General features: G+C 72.1%; 3 protein-coding genes. All 3 read left to right on the top strand.

The window, feature by feature from the left end:
• Positions 1-282: 282 nt before the first annotated feature.
• The 3 genes from VOI19_RS16510 to VOI19_RS16500 all read left to right on the top strand — a co-directional run bounded on the left by VOI19_RS16510 (position 283) and on the right by VOI19_RS16500 (position 3,405).
• A complete protein-coding gene (locus tag VOI19_RS16510; RefSeq protein ID WP_323794055.1) occupies positions 283-1,554 on the top strand; it encodes a hydroxyacid-oxoacid transhydrogenase in 1,272 nt (423 codons plus the stop codon).
• A gap of 7 nt (positions 1,555-1,561) precedes the next feature.
• Complete coding sequence (locus VOI19_RS16505) at positions 1,562-2,077, top strand: DUF1648 domain-containing protein (RefSeq protein ID WP_323794054.1); 516 nt, start codon at positions 1,562-1,564, stop codon at positions 2,075-2,077.
• 113 nt (positions 2,078-2,190) lie between these two features.
• Positions 2,191-3,405: an SAM-dependent methyltransferase gene (locus VOI19_RS16500; RefSeq protein ID WP_323794053.1), complete on the top strand. Its 1,215-nt coding sequence runs from the start codon at positions 2,191-2,193 to the stop codon at positions 3,403-3,405.
• The last annotated feature ends 82 nt before the right edge of the window (positions 3,406-3,487 follow it).

Here is a 3,487-nt window from a genome sequence, read left to right as displayed (position 1 = left end):
CAGCGCGCGGCCGCGCGCGGCAGCACCGAGGGAGGTCCCGGTCGGTCGCGCTGCAGACGGCTGGACCGACATGTGGACTTCCCTCTCGTGTCTCCTGCGTACACGACGGATACGCCGGTGGGCATGGAGCGGTTACTGCGCCAGTAACCCACGCGCCGCGTACACCGTTCAACAAGCAGGCGGTAACAAAGGGTGTTAATGGATTGTGTGGTCGATCCGGGTTTGAGAGCCGCGCCGACACAGGAGGGGCCGAGGTTCACAGGATTCTCCTACAGTGGCCGCGTGAGCGAGACCGTTTTCACCTATGCAGCGCCGTCCCTGAAGTTCGGGGCCGGCTCATCAAGCGAGGTCGGCCACGACCTCCTGGGCCTGACCGGAGGCAGCGGGGGGCGGGTGCTCCTCATCACCGACCCGGGAGTGGCGGCCACCGGCCACCCGGCGCGGATCGCCGAGGAGGTCGCCGGCCACGGGCTCGCGGTCACCGTCTTCGACCGGGTACGGGTCGAGCCGACCGACACCTCGATGATCGAGGCGATCGAGTTCGCCCGCGACGCCGGTCCGTTCGACGCGATCCTCGCCGTCGGCGGTGGCTCGGCGATCGACACCGCCAAGGCGGTCAACCTGCTCACGACCAACCCGGGTGAGCTGATGGACTACCTCAACGCACCGGTCGGTCGGGCCCGTCCGCCCGTGGAGCCGCTCCTGCCGCTGGTCGCCATCCCGACGACGACCGGCACCGGCAGCGAGAGCACCACGATCTGCGTCCTCGACGTGCTGTCGCTCAAGGTCAAGACCGGCATCAGCCACGTCGCCCTCCGCCCGCGGCTGGCGATCGTCGACCCGGCGCTGACCATGACCCAGCCGGCCATGGTCACAGCGGCTGCCGGGATGGACATCCTGTGCCACGCCCTGGAGAGCTACACCGCTCGCTGGTTCGGCGACTTCGACGCCAAGCAGCCCGAGCAGCGGGTGCCCTACTGCGGGGCCAACCCGATCGCCGACATGTGGTCGGAGAAGGCGCTGTCCCTGCTGGCGCAGTCGTTCCGTACGGCGGTCGGTGACGGCTCGTCGGTCGAGGCGCGCGAGCAGATGGCCCTCGCCGCCACGTTCGCCGGCCTGGGGTTCGGCAACGCCGGGGTGCACATCCCGCACGCCGGCGCCTACCCGATCGCCGGACGCGTGCGCGACTACCGGCCGGCCGGCTACCCGGACGACCAGCCGATCGTGCCGCACGGCATGGCGGTCTCGCTCACCGCGCCCGAGGCATTCCGGTTCACCTTCGACGCCTCACCCGAGCGCCACCTGCACGCCGCGCGGCTCCTCGAGCCCGGGGTCTCCGGCGACGGACCCGACGTGCTGCCCGGCGTCCTGACCCGCCTCATGCGCGACATCGAGATCCCCAACGGCCTCGCTGAGGTCGGCTACGGCGCGGCCGACGTCGACGACCTGGTCGAGGGCGCCCTCAAGCAGCAGCGCCTGCTCGCCACCGCTCCCAAGGAGGTCACCCCCGACGACCTGGCCGCGGTCTTCCGGGGGTCGATGGAGCACTGGTGAGCGCGGCATGAGGTCTCCTGATCCGGTCCGTGCGCGGTGGTGGTTCCTCGGCTCACTGGTCGCCTACCTCCTCGTGCTCGCGGCGGCAGCGCTGCTGCTGCCCGACCGTGTGCCGCTGCACTTCGACGGTTCCGGCGCTGTGGATCGTGTCGGTTCCCGCACGGAGGCCCTGGTCGTCTTCGGCCTCGTCGGTGCCCTCCTGGGCGCGGTCCTGGGCGGAGCCGCCGCCTGGTCGCCGCGGATGCCGCTGACGTTCATCAACCTCCCCGCTGCGTCGAAGGAGTGGTGGACGGCGACCCCGGAGCGCGAGGGCGCCATGCGTCGTCGGATGGAGCGGGACCTCTGGGCGATCGCCGCGGCCACGGTGCTCCTGCTCTGCGGCGTGTGCCTCCTCACCGTGCGGGCCGCCCGCTCGGTCGACCCGGGGCTCGGCCCGTGGTTCTGGGTCGTGCTCGGGCTCTACCTGCTCTACGTCCTGGGCTGGACGCTCCGGGTGGTCCGGGGTCATCGGCCGACGGGCTGATCCGGCCCCTCGCCCCGTAGGATCGGTGCCGTGAACCCACGCCATCGTCGCCTCATCATTCCCCTGGCGCTGGTGGCCCTGCTGCTGCTCGTGGTGGTCTCGGCGGTCACGCGGTGATCCGTCCCCTGGCCGACGTGCTGGCCGAGGTGCGAGGTCACCTGCTCGACCCCGACCTGCTCGTGCGCGCGATAGCGTCGGGTCGCCAGAAGGGCACGCAGCCGCAGTGGCGCCGCGTCGAGCTGCGCTACGTCGACCTCAAGGCGGGGCGCCACCTCCAGGTGACGTCGTACGACGCGACCCAGGCGCACACCGTCAACCACGCGGTGGCGGACGACGCCGCGGCGCGGGCCGTCGACGCCCTGCTGGCCGAGACCTTCGGCAACTGGCACGTCGAGACCACCACCCACACCCACCAGGTGCGGGTGACCAAGCGCCTCGAGGCGGTCCTCAGCACGACCGCCCGCGCGGAGCCGGTGAGCGCGACCCGCGGTCACGACCGCGACAAGAGCCGGCTCCTGCCCCCGGGCGACCCGGTCTTCGCCGCCCTCGGCCTGGCCGACGCGCAGGGACGGCTCAAGCCGAGCCGTCAGGCGAAGTATCGCCAGGTCGAGGAGTTCGTCCGACTGCTCGACACCTCGCTCACCGAGGCGATCGACAAGGGCCAGCTGCGTCGTCCCACGCCCGAGGACCCGCTGCGGATCGTCGACCTCGGCTGCGGCAACGCCTACCTCACCTTCACCGGCCACCGCTTCCTGACCTCCGTTCGCGGGTGGCCGGTCTCGATGGTCGGCGTCGACGTGCGCGAGCAGTCGCGCGAGCACAACAGCGGCGTCGCCGCCGGGCTCGGCATCGAGGTGACCTCGCTCGACTTCGTCGTCGGCGGCATCTCGACGGTGGGGCTGGCCGCCGCCCCGGACGTCGTCCTCGCGCTGCACGCCTGCGACACCGCGACCGACGATGCCCTCGCCCGCGCGATCGAGTGGGAGGCCGCGCTGGTCCTGGCCGCGCCCTGCTGTCACCACGACGTGGCGGCCCAGCTGCGCAAGGCGCCCACGCCGGCGCCGTACGGCGAGCTGACCCGGCACGGCATCCTGCGCGAGCGCTTCGCCGACACCCTCACCGACGCGGTGCGTTCGATGCTTCTCCGGCTCGAGGGCTACCGCGTCGACGTGATGGAGTTCGTCGACTCCGAGCACACCCCGCGCAACACGCTGCTGCGCGCCGTGCGCACCGGTCACCGCGAGACCGGCTCGCTCGGTGACGAGTACGACGACCTGGTCGCCACGTGGGGGCTCTCGCCGCGTCTGGGCGAGCTGCTCGACCGTTGACGGCGCGGTTGCTGCTCGCCGGGCTGCTGGCGGTCGCCGCGACCTCGGTCGGGATCGGAGCCGGGTCGGCGGCCCTCGACGA

This window comes from Nocardioides sp., assembly GCF_034670285.1.
Taxonomy (GTDB): Bacteria; Actinomycetota; Actinomycetes; order Propionibacteriales; family Nocardioidaceae; genus Nocardioides.
This window is presented reverse-complemented; position numbering and strand designations above follow the sequence as displayed.

Excerpts from the sequence above, each read along its gene's own strand:
- VOI19_RS16505 (WP_323794054.1), top strand. The coding sequence starts at position 1,562 with ATGAGGTCTCCTGATCCGGTCCGTGCGCGGTGGTGGTTCCTCGGCTCA.